Origin of the sequence: Colwellia sp. BRX8-4 (assembly GCF_014077345.1) — a bacterium.
Lineage (GTDB): Bacteria > Pseudomonadota > Gammaproteobacteria > Enterobacterales > Alteromonadaceae > Colwellia_A.
The window spans coordinates 32362-53558 of record NZ_JACGVS010000013.1 but is presented as its reverse complement, the minus strand read 5'-3'; the positions used below and the strand labels follow the sequence as shown (position 1 = coordinate 53558).

Annotated in this window: 18 protein-coding genes; 12 read left to right on the top strand and 6 right to left on the bottom strand. The window is 36.0% G+C overall.

Translation table 11 applies throughout. The features are described from left to right. Positions 1-39 precede the first annotated feature (39 nt). Positions 40-504 carry a tRNA (uridine(34)/cytosine(34)/5-carboxymethylaminomethyluridine(34)-2'-O)-methyltransferase TrmL gene (gene trmL, locus H4J56_RS12095; protein WP_070375112.1) on the top strand — a complete coding sequence of 155 codons (465 nt, stop codon included), beginning with the start codon at positions 40-42 and terminating at the stop codon, positions 502-504. Between the two features lie 43 nt (positions 505-547). Here trmL and gpsA read toward each other — a convergent pair whose 3' ends face one another. From gpsA to H4J56_RS12075, 4 genes are read right to left on the bottom strand one after another with little or no spacing between them, the layout of a single operon-like run. Further along, on the bottom strand, positions 548-1555 hold the full coding sequence (gene gpsA / locus H4J56_RS12090) for an NAD(P)H-dependent glycerol-3-phosphate dehydrogenase (RefSeq protein ID WP_182216042.1): 1008 nt from the start codon (positions 1553-1555) through the stop codon (positions 548-550). 55 nt (positions 1556-1610) lie between these two features. Then, on the bottom strand, positions 1611-2129 hold the full coding sequence (secB, locus tag H4J56_RS12085) for a protein-export chaperone SecB (protein WP_182216040.1): 519 nt from the start codon (positions 2127-2129) through the stop codon (positions 1611-1613). Positions 2130-2172: 43 nt separating this feature from the next. Beyond that, on the bottom strand, positions 2173-2427 hold the full coding sequence (gene grxC / locus H4J56_RS12080; protein ID WP_182216038.1) for a glutaredoxin 3: 255 nt from the start codon (positions 2425-2427) through the stop codon (positions 2173-2175). 26 nt (positions 2428-2453) lie between these two features. Beyond that, positions 2454-2948, bottom strand: coding sequence for a rhodanese-like domain-containing protein (locus H4J56_RS12075; protein ID WP_404842641.1), 495 nt, complete (start codon positions 2946-2948; stop codon positions 2454-2456). A gap of 185 nt (positions 2949-3133) precedes the next feature. Here H4J56_RS12075 and gpmI point away from each other — a divergent pair, with 185 nt between their 5' ends. The 3 genes from gpmI to H4J56_RS12060 all read left to right on the top strand — a co-directional run bounded on the left by gpmI (position 3134) and on the right by H4J56_RS12060 (position 6950). Then, positions 3134-4675, top strand: a complete 1542-nt coding sequence (gpmI, locus tag H4J56_RS12070) for a 2,3-bisphosphoglycerate-independent phosphoglycerate mutase (RefSeq protein WP_182259397.1) — start codon at positions 3134-3136, stop codon at positions 4673-4675. A gap of 28 nt (positions 4676-4703) precedes the next feature. Further along, positions 4704-5855, top strand: a complete 1152-nt coding sequence (locus H4J56_RS12065; RefSeq protein WP_182259396.1) for a peptidoglycan DD-metalloendopeptidase family protein — start codon at positions 4704-4706, stop codon at positions 5853-5855. Between the two features lie 330 nt (positions 5856-6185). Further along, positions 6186-6950, top strand: coding sequence for a divergent polysaccharide deacetylase family protein (locus tag H4J56_RS12060; RefSeq protein ID WP_259364996.1), 765 nt, complete (start codon positions 6186-6188; stop codon positions 6948-6950). 3 nt (positions 6951-6953) lie between these two features. On the opposite strand, the gene H4J56_RS12055 is transcribed toward H4J56_RS12060, so the two are convergent. After that, positions 6954-7733: a serine protease gene (locus H4J56_RS12055; protein WP_182259395.1), complete on the bottom strand. Its 780-nt coding sequence runs from the start codon at positions 7731-7733 to the stop codon at positions 6954-6956. 152 nt (positions 7734-7885) lie between these two features. Here H4J56_RS12055 and H4J56_RS12050 point away from each other — a divergent pair, with 152 nt between their 5' ends. Together H4J56_RS12050 and H4J56_RS12045 are read left to right on the top strand one after the other, a co-directional pair. Further along, positions 7886-8710, top strand: coding sequence for a patatin-like phospholipase family protein (locus tag H4J56_RS12050; protein ID WP_182259394.1), 825 nt, complete (start codon positions 7886-7888; stop codon positions 8708-8710). Between the two features lie 112 nt (positions 8711-8822). Then, positions 8823-9629, top strand: a complete 807-nt coding sequence (locus H4J56_RS12045; protein WP_182216028.1) for a PEP-CTERM/exosortase system-associated acyltransferase — start codon at positions 8823-8825, stop codon at positions 9627-9629. A gap of 113 nt (positions 9630-9742) precedes the next feature. Here the strand turns inward: H4J56_RS12045 and prsT (H4J56_RS12040) are convergent, their stop codons facing one another. Then, a complete protein-coding gene (gene prsT, locus H4J56_RS12040) occupies positions 9743-12490 on the bottom strand; it encodes an XrtA/PEP-CTERM system TPR-repeat protein PrsT (RefSeq protein ID WP_182259393.1) in 2748 nt (915 codons plus the stop codon). Positions 12491-12686: 196 nt separating this feature from the next. Here prsT (H4J56_RS12040) and H4J56_RS12035 point away from each other — a divergent pair, with 196 nt between their 5' ends. From H4J56_RS12035 to H4J56_RS12010, 6 genes are all read left to right on the top strand, one after another. After that, a complete protein-coding gene (locus H4J56_RS12035; RefSeq protein WP_182259392.1) occupies positions 12687-13541 on the top strand; it encodes a ThiF family adenylyltransferase in 855 nt (284 codons plus the stop codon). A gap of 166 nt (positions 13542-13707) precedes the next feature. After that, complete coding sequence (locus H4J56_RS12030; RefSeq protein WP_182259391.1) at positions 13708-15045, top strand: UDP-glucose/GDP-mannose dehydrogenase family protein; 1338 nt, start codon at positions 13708-13710, stop codon at positions 15043-15045. A gap of 278 nt (positions 15046-15323) precedes the next feature. Then, positions 15324-16130: a THxN family PEP-CTERM protein gene (locus tag H4J56_RS12025; RefSeq protein ID WP_182259390.1), complete on the top strand. Its 807-nt coding sequence runs from the start codon at positions 15324-15326 to the stop codon at positions 16128-16130. A gap of 138 nt (positions 16131-16268) precedes the next feature. Beyond that, positions 16269-18872: an XrtA/PEP-CTERM system TPR-repeat protein PrsT gene (gene prsT / locus H4J56_RS12020; protein ID WP_182259389.1), complete on the top strand. Its 2604-nt coding sequence runs from the start codon at positions 16269-16271 to the stop codon at positions 18870-18872. A gap of 24 nt (positions 18873-18896) precedes the next feature. Continuing rightward, on the top strand, positions 18897-19790 hold the full coding sequence (locus tag H4J56_RS12015) for an XrtA system polysaccharide deacetylase (protein WP_310733839.1): 894 nt from the start codon (positions 18897-18899) through the stop codon (positions 19788-19790). Continuing rightward, positions 19787-21172, top strand: coding sequence for an archaeosortase/exosortase family protein (locus H4J56_RS12010; protein WP_182259388.1), 1386 nt, complete (start codon positions 19787-19789; stop codon positions 21170-21172). The genes H4J56_RS12015 and H4J56_RS12010 overlap by 4 nt, the downstream gene beginning before the upstream one ends. Positions 21173-21197: the final 25 nt, after the last annotated feature.

Genomic DNA, 21197 nt, shown 5'->3' with positions numbered 1-21197 from the left:
GTATAATACCTTATCATCTTCGAATTTAAGTACATTTTTATGTTAGACGTCGTTTTGTTTCAGCCACAAATTCCACCGAACACCGGTAATATTATCCGCCTCTGTGCGAATACAGGCTTTAGGTTACACCTTATTGAACCCTTTGGCTTTGACCTAGACGATAAAAAGCTTCGCCGAGCAGGTTTAGATTACCATGAGTTTGCAGCCATTAAGCGCCATAAAGATTACCAAGCTTTTATCGAAAGTGAACAACCTGAGCGAGTTTTAGCGGTAACCACTAAAACAACCAATTACTATGGTGATATTGCCTTTAAACCTGGGGACTATTTACTTTTTGGCTCAGAGACCAGTGGTTTGCCAGAAGAAGTAAGACAGCAAATACCCGATGAAGATAAAATTCGTATCCCCATGCTAAAAGACAGCCGGAGTATGAATTTATCGAATGCCACCGCAGTGCTTATTTTTGAAGCTTGGCGACAAATGGGCTTTGAAGGCTCAGTTTAAATTTACAATAGTAAAGATAAACGGAGCCAAACAAAGTGTAAAATTATTCGACAGTACGGTCGCGGGACAGTAAATCAGCAGCGGCTAGCTTTGCTGATTTGCCGCAATAAAGTACCTGATAGACTTGCTCGACTATCGGCATTTCTACACCCATACGTTGTGCTAACATATAAACTTCTTTGGTATTACGATAACCTTCAACAACTTGGCCAATATCAGCCATCGCTTTTTCAACATCAACGCCGCTGCCAAGTGCTAAGCCAAATCGACGGTTGCGTGATTGATTATCAGTACAAGTTAAGACTAAATCACCTAATCCAGCCATCCCCATAAAAGTACTTGCCTCGGCATTAAGTGCACAGCCTAAACGTGTCATTTCAACTAAACCACGGGTAATTAACGCAGTACGAGCATTGGCACCAAAGCCAATACCGTCGGCGATGCCAGCACCGATAGCGATAACATTTTTAACCGCACCACCAAGTTGTACACCAATAAAGTCTTTATTTGCGTAAACCCGAAAGGTTTTGCCACAATGTAATAGATCAGAAATTTCAGTGACAAAATCATCATCCGTTGACGATAATGAAATAGCCGTTGGTAAGCCAGCCGCCATCTCTTTTGCAAAGGTTGGCCCAGAAAGCACGGCCAATGAAATATCATCCCCCAGAATATCACGGGCAACATCTTGCAGTAATCGACCAGTTTTATGATCTAAACCTTTAGTCGCCCAAGCTATTTTAGCCTTTGGTAATAAGTAAGGTTTAATTTGGCTGAGCATTTCACCGAAGGCATGACTCGGTACAACCACTAAAATATTTTCACTCGCTTGAACAGCACTTTCAAGATCGTTAGTCGTTGTTAGTGAGGGTGGAAACTCACTACCCGGTAAATATTTCTCATTTGAGTGAGACGCTTGCATTTGCGCAATATGTTGAGGATCTCGTCCCCATAATACGGTTTTGTGACCATTTCGAGCGAGACAAATAGCAAGGGCAGAGCCATAAGACCCTGCCCCCAAAACCGTGATTTTTGCCGTTAATTTCGACATATCATCACTTCCATTTTATTGTTACTACTAGCCGATTTTGAAGAAAAACCGTTAATTAGTGAGTTTCACTGCTCGCAGGCATCTGTTCAGTTTGTGCTTGTGCGGCACGTTGTTGAACATATGAAGCAAATAGTGCTTCAAAGTTTACTGGTGCTAAATTAATTTGTGGAAATGAACCACGACTCACTAAATTCGCCACTGACTCACGCGCATACGGAAATAATGTTGTTGGGCAGAATGCACCAATAGTATGAGCAAGTTGTGCTTCAGGTAAATTACCAATAGAAAAGATACCAGCTTGTTGGACTTCAGCTAAAAAGGCCGTTTGCCCTTCAACAGTCGCGGTAACGGTTACTGAAAGAACAACTTCATAAGTATCTTCAGCCAATTTATTTGATTTAGTATCTAAATCTAATTGAATTTCAGGCTTCCAATCTTTTTGGAAAATAGCAGGAGAATTTGGCGTTTCAAAAGAGATATCTTTTGTATAAATACGTTGAATAGCAAATTGTGGTGCGGCTTGTTCAGTAGCGGCTTCTGGCGCATCAGCGTTGTTGGTGTTCTCATCAGACATAGTTTTTTCCTATTGTATTTATTATTTTATATAATGATGACTTTTAATCTTTTGCTAAAAGTTCATCTAATTTATTAGCGGCGTGAAGTGCGAATAGTTCATCGCAGCCCCCGACATAATGATCACCAATAAAGATTTGTGGCACAGTTACACCGCCACTACGCTTGATCATGGCATTGCGCAATTCTGCATTATTGTCGATTTTAATTTCATTAAAGCTTACTTGTTTCTCTTCGAGTAAAGCTTTTGCTCGCATACAGTAAAAACAAGTTACTTTAGTATAAATATCAACTGTCATATCAAACCTTTATTAGTTATTAGCTATTATTTTTTAACCAGTGGTAAACCGGCATTAACCCAAGAATTCATACCACCCTTTAACAAACTTACTTTAGTAAAGCCTGCTTTAAGTAATTGATTAGCAACCGGGGTAGCAGTAATTCCTGCGGTACATACAACTATGATGGGTTTATCTTTATAGTTTTCAAGGGTAGCAAAATCATTATTTGATACTTTCTCTTTCACTAAATTTTTCGAATCTATGATACGACTCGCTTTAAATTCTTTTTCGGTACGAATATCAACTACTACACCTTCTTCACGGTTTACTAAAAAAGTAAGTTCCTGTGTAGATATTTGCTTAATAGGAGACATTTGAATACGAATAGTCGTCACAATAATAAGAACGACAATAACTGCCCAAGCAGCGCTTAGTGCTGGATGATTACCAGCAAAAATAATTAATTGATCCATAAAAATAATAAATATTGGTTGAATAAAAAGTTGACGATAGTATACAGAATTACCAAGCAAACCCAAAAAGAACTTTACGTGATAAGCGATTAAATCAATGAAAAGGTTTTTTTTGTTGATACAACCGATTGATAACGAATAAAAGCACACAATTCATTTGAAATATTTTGTCTAATACCACACAAGCAATTCTTGATTTGCCTTGGTATACTGGTGAATAATTAGCTAATTTCACCGTTATGGAAACTAAAATGCCAAATAAAAAACCTACCGTATTACTGATTTTAGATGGTTGGGGATACCGAGAATCTACAGAATCTAATGCTATTTTTCATGCTAGAACGCCGGTACTCGACGATTTAAATGCTCGCTATCCACATATGTTAATTGGCACCTCAGGCATGGCAGTAGGTTTACCTGACGGACAAATGGGCAACTCAGAAGTGGGCCACGTTAATTTAGGCGCTGGTCGTATTGTTTATCAAGACTTCACTCGTATTACCAAATCGATAAAAGATAAAGAATTTAACAGCAACAAAGCACTTAATGATGCGGTTGACCAAGCCGTTAAAAATGATAAAGCCGTACATATTTTTGGCTTATTATCACCAGGTGGCGTTCATAGCCATGAAGATCATATTTTTTCAATGCTCGAACTCGCTAAAGAAAAAGGTGCTCGTAAAATTTACTTACACGCTTTTCTAGACGGTCGTGATACACCACCTCGCAGCGCAGAAGCGTCATTGATTAAAGCACAAGAAAAATTCCAACAGCTAGGCTGTGGCCAGATAGCTTCGGTAATTGGTCGTTATTATGCCATGGACCGTGACCAACGTTGGGATCGTGTCGAATTAGCTTACAACTTAATGGTTAGTGGTGAAGCGCAGTATAAATATTCAAGCGCAACTGAGGCATTAGCCGCCGCTTATGCCCGTGATGAAAATGACGAGTTTGTTGCCGCTTCAGCGATTGTAGACGAGAACAACCAAGCCATAGAAATTGATGATGGTGACTCCTTAATTTTTATGAATTTTAGAGCTGACCGTGCCCGTCAATTTACTCGCTGCTTTACTGAACAAGACTTTTCTGGCTTTAAGCGTAAGAAGTGTCCTGCTATTGCTGACTTTGTCATGCTCACCGAATATGCCGGTGACATAAAAGCCAATATCGCTTTTCCTAAAGTAGCACTTGAGAACGTACTGGGTGAATGGTTAGAGAAAAACAATAAAACACAATTACGTATTTCAGAAACAGAAAAATATGCGCACGTTACTTTCTTCTTTAGCGGTGGTAAAGAAAGTGAGTTTGTTGGCGAACAGCGTATTTTAGTACCTTCTCCACAAGTTGCCACCTACGACTTGCAGCCAGAAATGAATTCAGCGTTACTCACTGATAAATTAGTCGCCGCCATTGAAAGCGGTGATCACGACTTTATCGTTTGTAATTATCCAAATGGTGATATGGTGGGTCATACTGGAAAGTTTGATGCCGCCGTAGCCGCTTGTGAAGCGGTTGATAGCAGTATTGGCCGTGTTGTTGCCGCCTTAGAAAAAGTGGGTGGTGAGTGTTTAATTACCGCTGACCATGGCAATGCTGAACAAATGGTTGATAACAATTCAGGACAAGCACACACAGCGCATACCTGTGAACCTGTGCCGCTAATTTATATTGGCCGCCCCGCTCAACCAGCAGAAAATGGCGCATTGAGTGATATTGCGCCAACAATATTACAGCTGATGGATATAGAGCAACCCAAGCAAATGACCGGTCATTCGTTAATGAAGTTTATCTAAGAAAATTATTATTAAAATGAAATTTACCGTGAAAAAAATATCTTTATTTGCATCAATATTCAGCCTTAGCTGCGTATTGATGTCGGTGAACGCCACTGAACAGTCGTCGGATAATGGTGATACGACCAATAAAACCAATCAAGCATTGTCGAAAGTTCAGCAGCAAATAGTTGAGCAAGAAAAATCGATTAAACAAACGAGTAATAAACGCTCATCTTTAGAAAATCAATTAAGAAATGACGATATTTCAATCGCTAAAATAGTAAAGGCGATGATTAAAACCCAAGATGATTTTGAAGATACTCAGCAAACATTAAAAGAACTCGCGCAAGAAAAAATAACCTTAACGCACAAGAAACAGCAACAAGAAAAAGTGTTAGCCCAACAATTAAGAGCCGCTTATACATCGGGACATCACGACTATATTAAATTATTACTTAACCAGCAAAGCCCTGCTAGCGTAGAACGTACCGTTACCTATTATAAATATTTGAACGATGCTCGCATCAAAGAAATTGACCAATTTCAGATTGTCTTAAGTGATTTGCTCGCCGTAACGACACAACACCAAGAGCAAGCCAAAAAGTTAAATCTTATAAAACAACAACAAGCCGAACAAAAAGTCGTATTTCAAAACACTAAGCAAGAACGAAAAAACACCATTCGCGCATTAAATAAAGAACTGCTTGGTAGCAAACAGCTTTTAGCTCAATTAGTGGCAGAAGAACAAAACTTAGTGGTGGCATTACAACGAATCGCAGCATTAGCACAGCAAAGTGCAGAGTTAATTGGCCTAAAAAAATTAAAAAGAAAACTTTCTTGGCCGGTTAAAGGCAAAATTAGCCATAGTTTTGGCTCTCGTAAACAAGGTTACTTAAAATGGAAAGGTATTTTGTTAGCCGCTCCTGTTGGTAAACAAGTTAAAGCCATTCATAACGGTACGGTATTGTTTTCAGATTGGTTAAAAGGTTATGGTTTAGTCACAGTGTTAGATCATGGCGCCGGCTATATGAGCCTATATGGCTATAACCAAGCGTTATTAAAGTCAGTAGGAGACCGGGTAGAAACCGGTGAACCGATAGCGCTTGTTGGACAAAGTGGTGGGCAGAGTCAATCTGGATTATATTTTGAAATACGCAGCGATGGCCAAGCAGTAAACCCTAAAGCTTGGTTTAAATAAAGTAAAAATATAGCGCCTACTGAGTCTTATTTTTTCTGCTAATAAAACAGTCAATCCGCTGTAATTATTTTGAAATACGCAGCAATGTTCAGGCAGTAAACCCTAAAGCTTGGTTTAAATAAAGTAAAAATATAGCGCCTACTGAGTCTTATTTTTTCTGCTAATAAAACAGTCAATCCGCTGTAATTATTTCGAAATACCCAGCGATGGTCAGGCAGTTAACCCTAAAGCTTGGTTTACATGAAGATAAAAAGTTAACTTCTCCTCGATTTTAACTTTTTCTACTGATAATCTCGGTTAATAATGATGTTTTCCAAATTAAGAGTTCTTTTGCCTTTATTCCCACAACTAATTATTTTATTGACGTTACTAAGTATAACGCCTTTAGCAACAGCTAAAAACGCACAAGTTGCCATTATTATTGACGATATTGGTTACCGAAAAAGTGATGCTGCCGTGCTTACCTTACCCGGCGCAATAACCTTCGCTATTCTCCCCCATACGCCTTATGGTAAAAGACTGGCTTTAGAAGGCTATCATAAAAATAACGAAATTATTTTGCATATTCCAATGGAAGCAGAAAATGGTAAAAAGCTAGGACCTGGCGCACTAACCGTTAAAATGAATGAAGAGTCAATCCGCCATCAGTTAGCACTTGCTTTCGCTGAAATACCTTTTGCTATTGGTATCAATAACCATATGGGGAGTAAACTAACCAAACTTTATAATCCAATGATGTGGACCATGCGCTTTTTAAAAGAACGAGATTTAATTTTTGTCGACAGTGTTACTACCAACAAAACCAAAGCAGAACATATTGCCCTTCAGGTAGGCGTTCCAACAACCCACCGACAAATATTTTTAGATAACGAATTAACTACTGACTATATTGATCAACAATTTATGCAGCTTATTGAGCACGCCCAGCAATATAAATCAGTGGTGGCTATTGCGCACCCTCACCCTGAAACGATCGCTGCACTCAATCGTTTAATACCGTTACTTGCAGCCCTTGATATTGACTTAGTGCCCGTTTCATCCTTAATAGACTCACCCAAAATCCTGCAAGACCTGACCGTCATAACTGAAGACTAAAAATTACTGATTAGAACCGAGATAATCAATGTTATCTTTTTTTAGTAAGGCTAATAAATATTTAACCGGAATCGCGTATGTTATGCCACTAGGATTAGTAATAACCGCTTCCTTTGACTCCTGCACAAAAACCTTATTAATAATACCAATCACTTTTCCTGAATCAACATCATATAAAGCACTGCCACTATTGCCAGGGTAAGCGGTAGCATCAAGTTGATAAACTAAATAAGGATTACGTAACATCTTCAACATTTTAATACTTATTTGCTGAGCATTATCCACCGGGATTATCGTTGGTGTAATACTGGCAATAATACCGCGGTGGGTCACAGGGTATAGGCCTAAAACAGCGCCAATAGGAAAGCCTGTAAATGCAACATAGCTACCCTCTCGACTAAATTCTTTATTTGCAAGTTGCATCGCGGGCAGTGGCGCGCCATGGATTTTTAGTACGGCGATATCGTGCAACTGCGAACTAGCAACAATATCAGCGGTTCGCACTTTCGCCGCTTTCCCAGAGCCAGTAAACACCGCCATCTGTTGAAGAGTATTTTCATCAAGTTCTTTGGGTAAAACGTGAAAGTTGGTGACCACATAGCGGCCATTACCGATAACAAAGCCACTTCCATTCAAACTATTTTGCTGACGGCCCGATGGCGTATGAACACCAATACCCACTACTGACGGTTTTATTTTTTCAACGGTATCCGCTAAATCGGCCAGTACTGAGCTGGTATAAAAAATTAAATAAACACTTAATATTATTTTCAAATAACGCATCTTAAACCCTCCATTCATTATAAATATTATTTATCGTCAATAAGTTTACTGCGTTTTACTCGCAAAAACAGCTATGATTACTCATAATTAAAATAATTATAACAATATGTTATATCTCTGTAGGCAGCTATTTCTTAAGGTCGTTCAACAATATGACAAAAAAAACAGTAGTTCCTATCTTCGCTGGTGGCGGCACACGACTGCCGGCACATGTTGGCATCTTACATGCGCTACAAGCTTATGACATCGACTTCAATCACTTAGTAGGGGTTTCGGGTGGCAGTATTGTTAGCAGCTTATTTGCAGCTGGCTTAAGCCCAGCGGAAATTAAAGATATCGCTTTAAATACTAACTATAACAAGTTCCGAGAATTTTCATTATTAAAATTAATTCGCAACGGCGGTTTAAGTTCAGGTGACCGTTTTGAACAATGGATGGATGGCCTACTCGGTGGAAAAACATTTGCCGAGCTTGAATATAACTTACATATTGTTGCCACAGATGTCGCTAAAGGTACCCCCGTTATTTTCAACAAAGAGCTCACCCCTGATGTAAAAGTATCGCTGGCGGTACGATTCTCGATGTCTATTCCCTTAATATTTAGTTTCAAGACTTTTGGCGAACATGTCATGGTTGACGGCAGTATTTTATCTGAAGACGCCCTACATAGAGACTGGGCAAAAGACGGGACACCGGTATTATGTTTTCGCCTTAAGGGTGAGCATGAAAATAACGAAATTAATATAAAAGGTTTTTTCCCAATTTATAAGTACGTAACCCTGCTTATTCGTACCTTTATGACCACGATCTCGCGCGAATATATTAATGAAGCCTTCTGGCACAATACCGTAGTAGTTAATATTGGCAATTACTCTGCCGTTGACTTTTCCATGACAACAGAACAAAAACAAAGCTTATTTGATATTGGCTTTAAAACAGCAGAGGAAGTATTACCGATAAAACTGGGAAAAAAATAAATTTTTTAACAGTTAATAGTAATATTTCTCTGGTATTAGGTTATATTAATAGTATGTCTCGTGACGCAATGACTTCTATCACGAAATAACATGAAGACAAATGGATGAGAAAATGAGTCTAAGCAAGTTAATATTAAATTCCCCTATCATTGGCGATGTCGCAAAAAAAGTGGCGTCGTTTAAGGTCAATCATGATGCCGGAAATATTGCTGAGCATTTTACCAAGTTTCTCAAGCCACAATACGCCTCTACTAATAGCCTACGTAACGAAGTATTTAAAATTCGTCATAATGTTTATTGTGAAGAATTAGCCTTCGAAAATCAAAAAGACGATGGCATGGAAATGGATGATTTTGATTCTCACTCTATTTTCGCTCTAATTCAGCACAAACCAACCAATAATTACACCAGTTGCGTACGTATAGTTCGCTCAAGTAATGAAGATGAATTGTTACCGATTGAAAAGTTTTGTTATGACGCGATTCAAAACAAAGACTACGATCCTAAAAGATTCAAACGTGAAGAAATTGGTGAGATTTCTCGCTTGGCCGTAAAAGCTGACTTCAGACGTCGTAAATCAGATCGTTTTAAGGGTTCTGCCATTGGTGCCATTAGTGAAAGTTCATATTCTGAATCAGAACTGCGCTGCTTCCCATTTATTGCGATTGGGTTATATATGGTTGCTGGCACTTTAGCTATCGATACAGGTATAAAACATGCTTATGTAATGATGGAGCCACGTTTAGCCCGTAGTATGAAGTTTGTTGGCATTAAATTTGTACAAATTGGTGAGCCCATTGAATATCATGGCTTACGCGCTCCCTATTATATTAATGCTGAAATATTTTTAGAAAACCTAACAAGTGGCTTTAAGAGCTTGTATAAAGAAATACAAAAAGATATCCGTAGTCAGTTTTAATTAACTATTTCGAATATCTACTTTTCATAATAACATCATAGAAAATACTGGTAAAAGTAGCGAAAATAAAATGTACTTTTTCTCTTTTCGCTACTAATACAACAAACCTTCAACTATTCAGACAATTTCCTTTTTTTCTCTATTTGCTCCGCTGATACCACCGTTATTTCGCTCAATATACGTTGGGCTTCTACTCTATTATTATTTGCTAATAACGTTTCTACATAGTTTAAAGCAATATCAGTATCTTTCCCTTTAGACAAATCATAAGCTTCTTTTGCTTTTGCTAATGCTTCGACTTTATTATCTAACTTTAATAAGACCTGAGCGAAAGTATCAACGACATTCGGTATTGTCGGATTAATAGCATAGGCTTGTTTCGAATATTTCAGGGCCTGCGAATGCTTTTTGTCTTCCATATACAGCCATGATAAATTATTTAAGGCCACAATATTTTTCGGGCTAGCTTTAATAAGTCGTTCATATTCAATAATAGCTTTGTCTTTATGTTCAGCTAAATACATATTTGCTAAACTCAGGCTAACGCGAGGATCAATTTTATTTTCTATGTTTTCCTTATCAGAAAACTGCTCTAACAACTCAATAGCTTGCGATTTTTGATTATTTCCTTCCAAAGCAAAAGCTAAAAACGTCGCATTATTACTAGTAGGCCTGGCCTTATACTGCTGCTCAAGTTTAGGTATTGCATCAATAAAATTTCTTTCCAGTAAGAAAATCCTACCTTCTATTCCTGCTTTTAAATCTTCATTAACATCAAATTTTTCTAATGATTTAAACAAATCTTTCGCATCTGCTATTCCACCACTATCTAATAAAACCTGCATTTTCACCAAATTAATCATTAGATTGTTAGGATGCTTTTTAGAGGCTTCATCTAATACGCCCAATGCTCTGTCAGGAAATTTTTTGCTCGTCCAATAATTTGCTAATAAAAAGGCAGGTTCAATATGATAAGGATTATTCTTAAACCACTTATCTAAAATTGAATAGACATCTTTAGCATCTGGCTGTTTAGCATTAGCCATAAGTACTAACTGCCAATAACGTTTTGGGGTTCTTCCACTTAATTGATAACCGTTCAATATCGTACTAGCTTGCCTAAATTGATCTAACTGTATAAGAGCTTCGGCTAATAGCATTCCATGTTTAACATTATCGGCATTACTTTTTTGAGCCTGAGCAATCACCTCTAAGCCTTCTTCATTTTTGTGAAACTCAAAGTATAGGCGAAGTACTTCAATATTATTCGGATGTGCTTTAAGTGCCTGCTCTGTCAATAACGTAGCTTGTTCGGTATCTTTTTGATAAGCAGCCAACTTTATAATTTCAGTTAATGCGTACACATTATTAGGCTCTAATGCTAGGCTTTTCTCTAATGCAGCCTTTCCTTCCTCAAATTTATTATTTTTGAATAAGATTCTCGCTTGTAGATTATGTCCCCCTGCTTTATTTGGGTATAACTCCAACCACTTGTCTGCAATTTTAGTAGCTCTAGCCAAGTTTCCAGACTGAATTGAAGCAAAGGCCAGTGCAAGCTCTGCTGAAATCAATTCAGGGTCTTGCTGTAAAGCTAATTCTAATTTTTCAATGCCAGAAGGATCGTTCATCATTAGTTTTAAAATACCGGCTCTTGCAACTTCTTCAGCCGTCATATCCTCTGCACTAGAGGCATAATTAGCCATTTCTTGTGCTTTTTCGTAAGCCCCTACTTCTAATAATTCATAGCTTAATGTAGATAAAAACTGTGCGTTTTCTTTATTATTTGAGTCGTAACCATTTAGTGTTTCACTAATATCATCAATCAAACCTAACTGTAATTGACTTAACGCAAGCATTCTTTTGACCGGATGCTCTGCGGGTAAATATGAGATCAAATCTTTCAGATGAAGATGGCTTTGCTCATAGTTTTGCAAATAAAAAGCACTTGCCCCGGCAACTAATTTCAAACTAAAAGAATTAAACCCTGAACTTAACGATTGATTAGCAAGAACGTTTGCCGTTTTGTAGTCTTTATTTTCAAAGCGTGCCATCGCCTTAATATATTGTAAAAAAGGTTGAGTCGGAATTCTTGCTAAAATAACATCAGCAATGGCTTCAGCCTCATCATATTGGCCATTTTTGATGAGTGAATCAGCGATAAAAAATTGCACTTTACCTGAGTTAGGTTGTAATACTTGATATTGCTTAAAGCTATCAACAGCTAAAGCATAGTTATTTTCAACCGTCGCAATCTGACCTTGTAACATAAGTGCATCAGCGTTGTTTGGCGTCGCGTTTAAAATTCGCTTAACAAGTGCACTTGCATGCTCAATTTTTTGTGTTGAAAAGGCTAAATAAGCATTCGCTAGCAGACTGTAACCATCAGAGCGAAAAAGAGAAAGTGTCTCGTCAACTGTTGCCTGGGCAAGCTCATTTTCCCCAGACCTCAATGATGCTAAAGTTTTATAGGCGAGGTATTGAGTATTTGGCTTTGATAAAGACTTTTCGTGTATTTCAAGCGCTAAAACATCGTCATCAGATTCTGTCAATATATAGGCTCGAGCTAATAAAGGTAGAACTTTATCGAGGTCATATTTTAATGTATTGGCACGTTCTAACTCTTTTACTGCATTTTCAGCATCTCCTGCGCTCAGATATAACTGGCCTAATAAGAATCTAGCATGTGCATTTTTACCATCAACTTTCAGTGCATTTTTTAATGAAATAATTGCGGTGTTGTTTTCCTTTGCTAAAATTGAACTCTCTGCTTTAGCGATATATGTTTGTGCCGACTCAGTGTCAGAACATGCAGATAAAACCATAACAACACTTATACATATTATCGACTTTAAAAATTTCATTAAACTTCCTGTATCTTTTTGCTAGATTAAATACTTACATATGATAATAAAGCATTAAGTCATCTTTTTATATGAAATATAAATCATTACAACATATACAAAGTATAATAAGGTTGGATATTTGTAACATGACTTACTGGATACAATTTAATTTCTTCGGCTATTCACATAATTACAAATTTTAAAGGTATATAGAATGTTTAACTATGAAAAAGCTTTTTCTAGAAACATTGGTTGGGTTACTGAAGATGAGCAACAAATTCTTCGTGGGAAAAACGTAGCTATAGCTGGCGCTGGTGGCGTAGGCGGAGTTCATCTTCTGACTTTAGCCAGACTGGGTGTTGGAAATTTTCACATTTCTGATTTCGATGATTTTGAAGTACATAATTTTAATCGTCAATCGGGCGCTTTCATGTCAACTTTAGGAGAACAAAAAGTTGATGTAATGGAACGAATGACCCTCGACATCAACCCTGAAGCACAGATAAAGTCTTTTCCGGAAGGTATTTTTGAGCATAATGTAGATGAATTTCTAGAAGGTATTGATTTATATGTTGATGCATTAGATTTTTTTGCTTTGGAAGCTCGAAAAACAGTGTTTAAAAAATGTTATGAAAAAAACATCCCAGTAATTACAGCTGCACCTCTTGGAATGGGAGCTGCTTTCTTATGCTTTCTGCCTGGAAAAATGACTTATGAAGAGTATTTTCGTTTTGAAGACAAACAAACTGAAGACGATCAACTCATTCAATTTTTAATCGGTTTATCTCCAGCCATGTTACAGCGCTCATACCTAGTAGATGAAAGCCAAGTAAGCTTTAAAGAAAAACGCGGCCCTTCTACACCTATGGCAGTTAACCTTTGCGCGGGTATTGCTGAAACTTATGCACTTAAAATATTACTGAATCGTGGTGAAATAATCGCTGCACCCCACGGTCTTCATTTCGATGCTTATCGCAATAAATTCAAGAAAACGTGGCGACCATTTGGTAATGCAGGCTTAATGCCAAGGATAATGTTTCACATGGCCAAAAAAATTGTAGAAAAATAATTTTGTTTCTATTATGACTAGATAAAACAATTAAATATTGTCAAAATCAATTACTATTAATTGAATAACGATAAGTAAAGTAGGTATCGTTTCAAAATACAACTAAACATTAGGCGTAGTTAATAATGCCTAATTTAACGTTTAAAAATAAGATTAAAGGGAAATAATGAAAGTCACTGTATTTGGTATTGGTTATGTTGGCTTAGTCCAAGCAGCCGTTTTAGCGTCCGTAGGGCATGATGTAGTTTGTGTTGATATTGACCAAGCTAAAGTTGATAACCTTAAAAAAGGTTTAATTCCAATTTATGAGCCAGGCTTAACACCGCTAGTAGAAGAAACCTATAAAAGTGGATTATTAAACTTTACTACCGATGCAAAAGCAGGAGTTGAACACGGCGATGTACAATTTATTGCCGTAGGAACACCTCCCGATGAAGACGGTTCAGCTGATTTAAAATACGTATTAACCGTAGCTGAAACAATTGCGACTTATATGACTGACGCTAAAATAGTTATTAACAAGTCAACGGTGCCTGTTGGCACTGCTGATAAAGTAACAGCTAAAATAACGGCAGTGCTATTAACAAGAAATACTGATCTTAAATTTAATGTCGTGTCAAACCCTGAGTTTTTGAAAGAAGGCGCTGCTGTAAGCGACTGTAAAAAACCAGACAGAATAGTTATTGGAACTGATAGCGAAGAAGTAAAAGAAACAATGAGGGAATTATACGCACCCTTCAATCGTAACCATGAACGTATCATATTTATGGATGTTCGCTCTGCCGAATTAACCAAGTATGCTGCAAATTGTATGCTAGCAACCAAAATCAGTTTCATGAATGAAATGTCTAACTTAGCAGAATTGTTGGGTGCAGATATAGAAGCAGTTCGACACGGTATAGGATCAGACGCTCGTATAGGTTATCAATTTATTTATCCTGGATGTGGTTATGGTGGCTCTTGTTTCCCTAAGGACGTTCAAGCCTTAGTTCAAACCGCAAATAAAGTAAATTACAAACCGGTATTATTAGAAGCAGTAGAGTCGGTAAACTTCCATCAAAAGAAAAAGCTATTTACACATTTACATAATCACTTCTCTGGAGACTTAGCTGGAAAAAACATCGCCATTTGGGGTTTGTCATTCAAACCACAAACCGATGATATGAGAGAAGCTCCTGCAAGAGAGTTAATGGAAGCGCTATGGCAAGCTAATGCAAATGTACAAGCGTATGATCCCGAAGCAATGGAAGAATGCCAACGAATTTATGGTACACGTAATGATTTAACCTTAGCCGGTACAAAAGAAAGCGCGTTAAAAAATGCCGATGCACTCGTTATATGTACTGAATGGAGCCAATTCAAAGCGCCAGATTTTGACACGATAGCCCAACAACTTAAGAATAAGGTGCTTATAGATGGTAGGAACTTATTTGAGCCAAGCTTAATGAAAAAAAGAGGTTTTACTTATTATGCTATTGGCCGTGGCGAAAGCGTTAAAATGTAAAAATACTAAAAAGGACTAAGCCAGTTATTTTTCTCACCGTCTTAATCCTAGTTCATTCTGTTTATCATTTAAATTACCAAGATTATATTAGTCTTATCGGTTATGACAATATATAGACATTGAAACACTGTCAGATATTTTTACAATCATGAACTACCCGCAAAAACAGAAAATAACAAACCATTGTATAAAAAGAAAAAAATAAACATGGCACAGGAGGTGCATTGTATATTTTAAGAGCTTAATAATAGAATTTAATAACATCAAGGATAGTAAAAATGAACTTAATGAAAAAATTATCAATTAGTCTAATTGCATCAACAATGTGTTTTACAGCTAGTGCATCATTTATGACAATTGAAGGTACAGGTGGATTCACTACAGCGACCGATGGATCAGGAAACCCAATTACGATAGTTGACACTGCTACAACTTCAACTATTTCTTGGGGAGAGCCAGTAAATGTAGATCAAAGCTCTCTTGAACTAACCGATATGGCAGCTCAAAGTATAGACCTTTTAAATACTGGTTATTTATTGTCAACTTTAACTCACTTTAATAATGAAGTGAATGGTGGTCTATCTGTATACTTAGCCAATGCTATTATTTCAGGTCAACTGAATATGACAGGAATGTTTTTCGGTTCTCCTGCTGATATACAGATTACAGTACCAACTCAGTTCAATATTGATTTTCTTGAGACCACTAATGGCCAATTTAATTTAGGTTATTGTGATAATTTAGTTAATGATGGCGATAACGATGAAGATGGCATTGATGGCGGAGATGGACATTCACATGTATCTTACTGTGATGATCGTTTCGACTATACTATTGATGGTGCAAGTTTTCCTATAGGCATTCCATTAATTATATCTGGAATTGATTACATGTTAAGTGTATATGCAACTACTGATGCTGAAGGCCTAGTACTTGTACCTGATAATAGATTTTGGACTCCAGAAGGTCAAGACACAACTATTTATACGTGGGCAAATTTAGCAAAAGTGCCAGAGCCAGCATCAATTGCTATTTTGGGACTTGGGCTTTTAGGTTTAGCTTCTTCAAGAAAACGCAAGTCTTAATTAATAATTTAGACTTCTTATAAATATAAGTACTTGATAAAAAGCCAGTTGATTATCAATTGGCTTTTTTGTAATTGTCGTTTAAATAATTTCATGTATTATGTCTGTATTATACCTTAAGTAATTTAAAGGATTAAAATGAAGAATATAATCAGATGTGTATTTATTGCTACCTTGGTCTTATTTATAACAAGCTGTAATAAAATATCTTCAAGCGAAAGACTCAATAACGCACAGCAAGAATATAAGAATCACAATTATCCAGCGGTAATTATTCTGCTAAAGAACTTTATTAGAGACAAACCTAATAATAAAGAAGCTCGTATTTTGATGGCTAAAAGCCATTATCAACTAGGTAACTTTCTGGATGCCGAAAAGGAATACCTCAGAGCCATAGATTTGGGAGTTAATATAGAAGAAATATCCTATTTCTACGTTACTACACTTTATGCAATTGAAGACCATATAGGTGTTACCAATTTTTGGGAACAAAATATCTCTATACTTACAAATCGACAAAAAGCCGATATCGCCCCGGTAGTTTCTTTAGCCTACTTACATCAAACTAGCTCGCAAAAAAGTTTTGAAGTTGCAACAAAAGGTAAAGATATAGCTTCCGATTTAAATAACCCTGAATTAATAATGTTGAACACAGCTATAGCTAATAGCTATATTAAACCAGCTAACATTGACAACACTATAAAAGAACTAAAAGTAGCCTGTGAATCATATCCAACTCGCTGGGTAATATGTGAGCTTCTTGCAAATGCTTTATTTTCAGAAGATAAATTTAGTCAATCCGCCGAAGTATTAAAAAATATCATAGCGAATAAACCTAATCATACAATGTTGGTGATAAAACTAGCTGATAGCTATGTTAGAGCAGAAAATACAGACAAAGCATGGGAACACATCAATGCTTTACTTAAAATTCATCCGAAGCAGCCATATATAAATTTACTCGCTGCAACTATTGAATTAAAAAAAGAAAACTTTATCAAAGCCCTAAATCATATAAACACATCAATTAACTCAGGTCTTGTAAACCCACAAACTAAATTAATAGCAAGTTTAGCGCATTATCATTTAGGGAACGATGAACAAGCGCTATTTCACCTGCAGAGCTTAAAAACTGCTAATCCAAACAATGCTTTAGTCACAAGATTATATGTTGCAATTCAATTACGAATGGGTGATGCCGACTCCATTAGCACTGCATATTCGCAAGCAGCAGCATCAGAAGAAAATTCTGAAATATTTGCTCTTGCTAGTTTAGCGTTATTGAAAGCTGGAGATTCAAAAAAATCAGCCAGACTTATAAAAGTAATAGACACCAGCTTAATTACCAATCAAAAAATATTAAACAGTATCAGTCTTGCAAAACTTGCAAGTGGTGACACAAGTGGAATAAAAGATATTGAAAAGTCATTGAATAATTTAGTTAAAAATAATGCAGCTAAAAATGAAATATCCAATGTTAAATTTTTACTTATTTCTTCATTATTAGCGAGTGGTGAAAATAAAAAGGCTATTGAGTATGTTAACAACTGGAGTGCTAGATTTCCTAATGAGGTAGAAAATAAACTTTTATTAGTTGAAATTGAGAAAAAAAGTAATAATAAGAACAATGTAAAAATCGAAAGTCTTTATAAAGAGGTTATTACTCTTGAGCCTGGCCATGAAGCTGCAAATGTTTTTTTTGGACAAAAAAGTATGTCTGATGGTGAGTTTGAAAATTCATCAAAGTTTTTTCACCAAGTAATAAATAATAATAGGTTTAACTTTATTGCTATACGAGGATACATATTCTCGCAAGATAAACTTAATAACCGCCCTCAAACTCTAATTTATTTAGAAGGCCTATACCCGAGTTATGAAGTTGACTTGCAAGAAAGAATTGCTCTAGCACAATTATACTTATTCACAGAACAACCCAAAAAAGCAACAGTATTATTAAAAAAAATCACAGAACCAAATAAAACATTTAAAACGAATATGTTACTTGCAGAAGCTTACATTCAAACAGGGAATTTTGTTGATTCGATTGATATTTATAAAAAAAGTTTAACAAATAGAAGTCCTGATAGACAATTAATTGCAAAGCTAGCAATTGCTTACGAGATGTCAAATAACTTAAATGAAGCCGTCAAGGTATTTGAAAAACTGAAATCAGATTATCCATCTAACACTCAAATAGGCCTTGTGCTTGCCAATTTCCAATTATTCGTCAATAAACAGGCCGACACTATTTTGTATATTGAATCTTTAACTGATGAGCAGCAAAGCCATCCAGCTATAATAGGACTCAGAGGAAAAGCATATTATTTTTCAAAGCAGTATGCTAAAGCGCTACCGTTTCTCAAAGATAGCTATATTAAAACAGCTAACAAAAAGTTAATGCCATTTATTTTTGATAGTAAAATAAAACTTAACCAAGTTAATGATGCATTAGCAGAAATGGGGAAGCATTTAGCCAATAATCCCGAGGATATAACGAATAGAATTTATTATGCTACTGAACTTAATAAACACGATCAAACGAGAGCAATTAACCAATATGAACAAGTCATTTTAGCCGACAAATCTAATATATTGGCTCTTAATAATCTGGCATGGTTACTTTATGAAACAGGTAGTCTACCAGAAGCTAAAAAGTACATTGATCGGGCAATTAAAATAGCACCAAATAACTCAGAAGTTATTGATACAAACAATAAGATCAAACAAGCTCTTAATAGATAAATTATAATTTAAGGTTTTAATCAAGTGCAAAAAAAGCATAGCATAAATAATAGCTCTTTAACTATTGATGTTGAAGAATACTTTCAAGTTGAAGCATTTGCAAATAATATAAAAAGGTCTGAATGGGTAAATTACCCAAGTAGAATTGAATATCAAATGCAAATGCTACTAGATGTGCTTGAAGAAACCAATGTTAAGGCGACATTTTTTATATTAGGCTATATAGCTGAAAGGCACCCTGAGTTGATAAGGCTAATAGCCGAAAAAGGTCATGAAATTGCCAGCCACGGTTTTAATCATCAGCATATAACAAAACAAAATCAGAAAACGTTTTCAAGTGACATTATGCAAGCAAAGCTATTACTTGAAGACATTATTTCGGCGCCCGTACAAGGTTATAGAGCACCTTGCTTTTCAATTACCGCAAATAACCATTGGGCTCATGATGAAATAGTAAAAGCAGGATATCTATATAGCTCAAGCACTTACCCCATAGCCCATGACTTTTATGGTGTACCTGATGCACCAAGAACTCCTTATTACTTAGAGAATGGGCTTTTAGAGATTCCAATTTCTACGGCTAAATATGGGAAAAAAAATTTTCCGGCAGGGGGTGGAGGTTACTTTCGGTTATTACCGTATTTCATTTTTTCAAAAATACTGAATACATCTCAAAAGCAATTAGACTACATTAATTTCTATACTCACCCTTGGGAATATGACCCCAAACAACCAAAGATAGAAAGCAATGTGAAGTCTAATTTTCGTCATAGAATTAATCAAGGTACGGCTTTAAATAAATTAAAAAAACTCTGTAAAGCTTATAGATTTGATACGTTAGCGAATATACACCTGATGAAGGACTACCCTAATCTAGGTAAATGGACCAACATTGCATTGGGTAACTCTAAAGTATGAAGCCCCATTTAATAAGAGCATATTCTTACCCTGTACTTACCTTAGTTTTTTTGGCTGCTATAAGTTTAATTTTTACCAATACAGCTGGTTCTTACATTGAAAAGTGGAGTAAATTTGATGAATCTTTAGGCCATGGGTTTTTAATTTTTATGGTTGTAGTTTTTGAAATTATAAAATCATCAAAAGACTATATTCCTAAAATAGAAACGAAACGGCATTTTTTACTAATTGGCATTATTGCCTTAGCCTTTGCTCACGAAATTTCTGCCTTTTGGGGTATATTGATATTTCAACAAATCTGTTTTTATTTATTGTGGATAACAACTATTGGCTATGCTCTAGGTTTAAACTACCTTAAGCATATATCTTTTCCCTTAGTTTTTTTCCTATTTGCGGTACCATTTTGGGAGTTTTCAAATACATTTTTTGTTGATTTAACAACTCAGGCAGTAACATTCTTTCTAGGTTTTAGTGACTTAACAGTTTATATCCATAAAAACTTTATTGAAACCCCTTACGGTATTATAGAAGTTGCAGAAGGTTGTTCTGGGATTCGTTATTTTCAAATTGCTTTCGCTCTTGCTGTATATGCTGCCCATGACGAACCCCTTTCATACCGTTTAAAATTCCTAATTATTATTGTTGGAATATCATTAGGTATTATTACTAATTGGATAAGAGTGTTAGCCTTGATCTATATTGGGTATTGGAGCGAAATGACAAGCCCGTTAATGAAAGAACATGATACTTACGGTTTCCTTCTATTTTTCGTAGTTATCAGTAGTGTAATTTTTCTCTTAAATTTTTTACGAAAACACTACACATTAAAGACAAAAGCGTTAGAAAGTGTAGTATCTACGAATAAAATTCACTTCATCTTACAGCAAAGTATCATAAAACTATCATTGGTTATAATTTGTTTAATAAGCTCTTTATTGTTGATTAATAAACATCAACCTACAACAACTCAAAAAATAAATAACGCCAGCCCTCAAACAGAAAAGTTATTGTCCTTATTTGGTAAGTTTACTGAAAGTACAAAAGAAATTTCGTTCTATGGGGAACAATGCTTACTTATTAATAGAGTCTACGACTTTACATCTAGTGGAAGTAATATATTTCCTTATAATGCGATATATAATAGAAAAAACTTTAAGCTGTTGAATCAAAGGTATAAAAACATTAATATTAATGGTGAGGATTTTGATGTAAACGAAATCCACCTTAGATCTGTATTCAAGAGGAACTCATTCTCCATGTATTACTGGTACGAATACTCAAATTATAAAATACAAAACAAATATTTAGCAAAGCTATTTGAGATTAATTACCTAATCAATAGCTCTAAAAAAATGTCTCTAAAAGTCATCCAGTGTAATTGATCTGTGTCTAACAATAGCAACGCCA